Annotated in this window: 5 protein-coding genes; 1 reads left to right on the forward strand and 4 read right to left on the reverse strand. The window is 46.5% G+C overall.

Going from position 1 to position 5,020, the window contains the following annotated elements; all coding sequences use genetic code 11:
• Positions 1-1,341: 1,341 nt before the first annotated feature.
• Entirely contained in the window at positions 1,342-1,596 is a 255-nt protein-coding gene (locus tag Q0140_RS01225) for a hypothetical protein (RefSeq protein ID WP_069435689.1), read from the reverse strand.
• A 526-nt stretch (positions 1,597-2,122) separates the two neighbouring features.
• Here Q0140_RS01225 and ribD point away from each other — a divergent pair.
• The gene (gene ribD / locus Q0140_RS01230) at positions 2,123-3,280 is read left to right on the forward strand and encodes a bifunctional diaminohydroxyphosphoribosylaminopyrimidine deaminase/5-amino-6-(5-phosphoribosylamino)uracil reductase RibD (RefSeq protein ID WP_297960798.1); all 1,158 of its coding nucleotides are present in this window, start codon (positions 2,123-2,125) and stop codon (positions 3,278-3,280) included.
• Between the two features lie 5 nt (positions 3,281-3,285).
• On the opposite strand, the gene Q0140_RS01235 is transcribed toward ribD, so the two are convergent.
• The 3 genes from Q0140_RS01235 to Q0140_RS01245 form a co-directional block, all read right to left on the reverse strand.
• Complete coding sequence (locus tag Q0140_RS01235) at positions 3,286-3,816, reverse strand: hypothetical protein (RefSeq protein WP_297960801.1); 531 nt, start codon at positions 3,814-3,816, stop codon at positions 3,286-3,288.
• 62 nt (positions 3,817-3,878) lie between these two features.
• Entirely contained in the window at positions 3,879-4,262 is a 384-nt protein-coding gene (locus Q0140_RS01240) for a transporter (RefSeq protein ID WP_297960804.1), read from the reverse strand.
• Between the two features lie 159 nt (positions 4,263-4,421).
• On the reverse strand, positions 4,422-5,020 hold a 599-nt coding region (locus tag Q0140_RS01245; protein ID WP_297960806.1), incomplete at its 5' end, for a hypothetical protein.

A 5,020-nucleotide genomic window follows, 5' to 3' on the forward strand; every position in this document is an offset into this window, starting at 1 on the left:
CGTGCGACTTGACGAGATCAAAAAGGCGCGAACCTACGTGCAGTGGTAGCGGCGCAGATTTTTAAAATTTTGCATGTAGGGCTTTGGGGTGTAGTGTTTGAGAAGCGTAGACTTAAATTTTAAGCTAAAGCGGCGAGGCTAATTTGGATTTGCCTTGCTTTTTGCGCGCTTTTAAGTATTGCGTCTATCGCGAGCGATGCACGGTTCGCGGCATCTTGCCTCGCTTTTTAATTTGGCGCGCGATATTCGGTGCGGCTTTCAAAAACACATACCGCGCGCAAGCCTTTCGCGTTGAGCTTGATCGTATCGCACGAAAGCATTTCTGCGTTGCAATTGTTCGCATGCGCACCGCGGCGAAACGCCGTTTCGCCAAGCTTTCAGCGGAGCTTGCGCCCGCGATTATCGGCATGTGATACGAGCGCGCGTGCTGCGGGCAGAGCGAAAATTTCGGTAAATATGAGCCTCTCGCGCGGACGTGCCCGCAGCACCGCCTTGTTGCGTCGCATGGGCACGCGAGCATGTTAAATTTGGATTTTTTAAAAATTTGCCGCTGTCGGTTGCTTTTGATCTCTCGCGGCGCTCGGCGCAAAATTTTAAAATTCCAGCACCGCTTGTTTGTTTTGAAATTTCAGATCGCGCCGACAAAAGATAATTTTTACGCCACCGGGCGGCGCTTTGAAATTTCAGATCGTACCGCTAAAAAGCAAGCTTCGCGGCGATTGCTGCTGTGCAAATTTTTAATTCCCATGCCGCGCGTGCCGTTTTGGAATTTCACACCGCACCGTTAAAAGGTAAGTTTTGCGTGACGCTTGCGCGTTGCTTTAGAATTTTACGTCGCGCTCGAAAGCGGCTAAATTTAAAATTTACGCGCTCTTTTAGGCGCGGTAAAATTCCACGCCTTTTACCGCAAAGTAGAATTTTAAATTTTACGCTTTGCCATAAATTTAGATTTTACCGTCCGCACCAGAATATTGCACCTGCGAGCTTTGCGGCGTCCGTATCGCGATCGTGCCCCTAGTAACTATTTGCAAGTGCGGCTTGATTGCAAAATTTCATCGATAAAGCTTTTTATAAAATTTCGGCGGTTTTGCTTTGGCGATAAAATTTCGGCGAGAACGCGAAAATCAAAATCGAGTAAGGCGCGCCGCAAAATTTTACGCAAAGCGGTGCGGAAAATTCCGTGTCGCGAGACATAGACAGCACGCAAAACTCGCAAGGCAAAATCCATAGCAAAGCGGGAAATTCCGCTCATAAATTTACGTTTTAAAACTCTGCGGGCGGAGGCTTGCGCACCGTCCATCAGATAATTAAAATTCCGCCAAGCGGCGCAGGTATTTGCGGCTACGAAGCGGAGATGCCGATCGTGGCTAGCAGTACGGGCGAGGTCATGAGCCCTACGATCGTAAGGATCCACGCTAATATCGCTATTACGAGCGAGGCTTGCTTTTTGACGGCTTGATAGGTCGCGGCGATCGCGCACAAAAACGCAAGCGGAACAAAGACGATCCCTAGGAAAAAGATCCCTAAAATCGCGAAAACTATGGAGAGTATCCCAAGCACGTTTGATTGGGGTTGAACGGTCGGTTGTTCAGACATTTTAATCCTTTGAAAAAAAATTATGTAATTCTACCCCCCCCCCTGAATTTGAGCTGAAATCAAGCCGCGGCTTTTGAAATTTCATATTCGCACCCGCTCGCGGCTTTGCCCTAGCGCTTCATTAAAATTTTGCTTCGCAAAATTAGCGTTTGCGCGCTATCGATGCACTCATTTACACGATAGGCGAAAATTTTGGCGCGCGAAACGGACGCCGCAAAATTTACGATTTAGGATAAAATTCTAAAACCTGTGGTAAGATTTCGCAGTTTTGTATCTTTACGGAATTTCGCACCAATACATACGGCGCGTGCTTGTACTTTGATAAATTTGGCGCTTAAAGCGAGGCTTGTAGCAGCAAATGTATTTGGAATGTAAGTCGGCGAATCGGTACGGCACGGGCGAACGTAGGCGGGCAAGCGGTTTGCGCCCGAGGCGCGATTTGCTGGGAGTAGGCGAGTTCTCCGCTCTGCCGTAATTTTGCTAAGCAAGCGCGGCGGAGCGGGATAATTTAAATTTTGGATTTTGTATGAACGACGAATTTTACATGGATTTGGCGCTGCGGGCTGCGTGGCGCTATCAGGCTCTGGCGCTACCCAACCCCGCCGTGGGCTGCGCGCTGCTGGATAAGAGCGGCAGAGTTCTTGGCATAGGCGCGCATAAAAAGGCGGGCTTTTTGCATGCCGAGGCAAACACCGTTTTCGCCGCGCTGTGCGATCTGGACGCAAATTTCGCGCAGGATTTCGCTCGCGAATACGCCCGCAAATTCGGCGTTAAATTTCAAAACACAAAAGCCCTAAAAAGCGCGCTCTTGAAGCCGAGCTTCACCTACGATTTTATCTTAAACCGCCACGGCAGGCTTTTGCGCGGCGCTTGCGCCTATGTCACGCTTGAGCCCTGCGCACACCGCGGCAAGACCCCGTCTTGCGCCGAGCTTTTGGCGCAGCTCGGACTGTCGCGCGTGGTAATCGGCACGCGCGATACGAACGCACAGGCTGCGGGCGGTGCGGAAATTTTACGCCGCAGGGGCATAGAGGTGAAATTTGACGTTTGCTCTGCCGCGGCGGCGGAGCTTGCGGAGCCGTTTTATTTGGCGCGCGAGGGCGGCTTTTGCTTCATCAAAATCAACGTCACGCTAAACGGCGCGGTGCATGGGCGGATCGGCAGCGAGAAGCAGCGCGCGTTCGTACACGAGCTGCGCGGTGTGTGCGATTACGTAGGCGTGGGCGGACAGACCGTGCGCGCCGACAGACCGACGCTGGACGTGCGTGCGGCTAAATTTGATGAAATTAGCGCTTCGGCAGGCAGGGCCGATATGCTGGCGCTAGACGCGTGTGCCGCGCCGCAAAATCTAGAGTTACACGCCCCCGATGTGTGGATCCACTCGCACCGTGCGCTTTCGGATTTTGATGCGAGCATTCCGCTTTTCGGCGTCGCTGATCGCAAGGTGGAGGTCTCGCCCGCGCTGCCTGCGGACGCGAAAGTCACGATGATAGAAGCGGGGGCGAGTTCGTTTGACGAGTTCGCGCAGTTTGCAAGCCACGCGCTTATTTTTTACAGCGCGCAGATGAGGGACGGGGGAAATTTTAGAGCAAATTCCGCGCTACAGCCGCTTTTCATCTCCCGCGCGGGCGATCCGCACCTGGAAGCGAACGAATTCTACGGCTGGTTTAAAATTTTAAAATGAAAGGTTTATATTACTGCCGATATAAAAATCAGCGCAACTACTATTATTATGACGAACACTAGCACTTTATCTATATTATATTTCCTTTTAGGGCTGCAATTTTGCAAGAAAGCCCCAAGCTTGTATCCGCTGATATGAAATAGCCAAGCGGTCCAAATCGATCCGAGGGATAGGCACATCGCCGCAAATGCCGTATCAGATTTCTGCCATACGATCATGCCGAAAATCAAAAACAAAGACAGAAAAGAAACGATAATCACGCCTATCGTCGAAAAGGCAATAAAAAATATAAAATTTAGCTTACAATCGATACCTAAAATGCGAAAATTAATAATTTTATCAGCGATATAAAATGCGGAGATTATCGTTAAGATAGCTTTTGCGAGCTCGACTTTAAAGGGAGCGTAGGGCAATAGCGGTACGCCAAAAACTGCATTCAATATGATACCTACGTGCGATAAAGTAAAGCCGAGCGAGAACGAGAATATGCCCGTCAGTAAGATGCCTAGAAGTAATTTGTAGAAATATATTTTCATACGTAATCCTTAAAATTCTGCGAAATTATACGCAATAGCGGCTTAAAATTTTGATCGCAAATTTAGCGTAAGCTTTGAAATTTTTCACGTATGCTGCAGGCAACGACGCAGAGCGAATATAAAAAATAGATATATGCTGCAAGCGGGACAAAAGCGACAAATCCCGAAGCATAAACTAGCGCTACTAATACATATGTCGCATTTGCCAGCGCAGGTATGCTATAAGTCCAAAGCTCGGGCTTTTCAAAAGGGGTGTAGATATTATTCAAATACAAAGCTAAATTTACGACAAGCAGTAGAAAAAATATATAGTTCTTTTTCATAAAAGGAAAAGCGACGCAAACCAAGACTACTATCAAATTTAATGCGATAAGAAAACCTATGTAATTAATATCTATAAAGGCGCAAAGTAAGCCTAAAATCGCGATTAATATATGTTTTTTCATATCCAATTGCCGTCCTTTTTAATTCCTGCAATTATAATGCGTAGGTTTAAATTTTAATAAAAAAGTATTTCGTGCTTTAAAATTTTGTCGCGCCGTGCGAGCGATTTACGCCTATTAAATTTAGCGCATACGGACGAAATTTAAACTAGGCGCTTAGTTTTATCTAGATGCAAAAAAGATAAGACCTAACCAAGTTGCAGATATAATAAGCAGCAAGATAGGGAATAGCTTTTTATCGATCTCCCCGCTTCTTTTTCGGCTGATGATTTGTAAAAATTTACCGAGCTCGTAATCGCTTTTGCGAAATAAATATACCGTTGAGCAGATGCCCATGAATAATGCCGCGGCGGATAAAATTGCCATTAGTTTTTTATCTAAATCCATACCATATATCATAAAACCAAATGTCGCGATAAGAATGATGGCGGTAAGAGCTAAAATTCCTATCGTCGCAAAGGCGATGAAAAATATAACATTAAGTTTGCGATCGATGCCTTTGACATAAAAATCGCTCAAACTGCTACTGATATAGAAGGAAAATAACTCAAGAATTACCGTCGTAAAAGGCAGACGAATATCGCCCGGGAATAAAAAATATCCCTTCAAAAGGTCTACTATATTAACATTTAAAAGTTTTGAGAGGTGCAATGAAGCAACGTAAAATGAAATCAAAAAAACTGCCAAAAAGACATTGCCTAAAAGAAACTTGTAAATTAGGTATTTTATGTTTTTGCGCACCTTGGCTCCCTGAAATTTCG

The organism is uncultured Campylobacter sp. (genome assembly GCF_938045405.1).
Classification (GTDB): Bacteria; Campylobacterota; Campylobacteria; order Campylobacterales; family Campylobacteraceae; genus Campylobacter_B.

Excerpts from the sequence above, each read along its gene's own strand:
- Q0140_RS01235 (WP_297960801.1), bottom strand. The coding sequence starts at position 3,816 with ATGAAAATATATTTCTACAAATTACTTCTAGGCATCTTACTGACGGGC.
- Q0140_RS01225 (WP_069435689.1), bottom strand. The coding sequence starts at position 1,596 with ATGTCTGAACAACCGACCGTTCAACCCCAATCAAACGTGCTTGGGATA.
- Q0140_RS01240 (WP_297960804.1), bottom strand. The coding sequence starts at position 4,262 with ATGAAAAAACATATATTAATCGCGATTTTAGGCTTACTTTGCGCCTTT.
- ribD (WP_297960798.1), top strand. The coding sequence starts at position 2,123 with ATGAACGACGAATTTTACATGGATTTGGCGCTGCGGGCTGCGTGGCGC.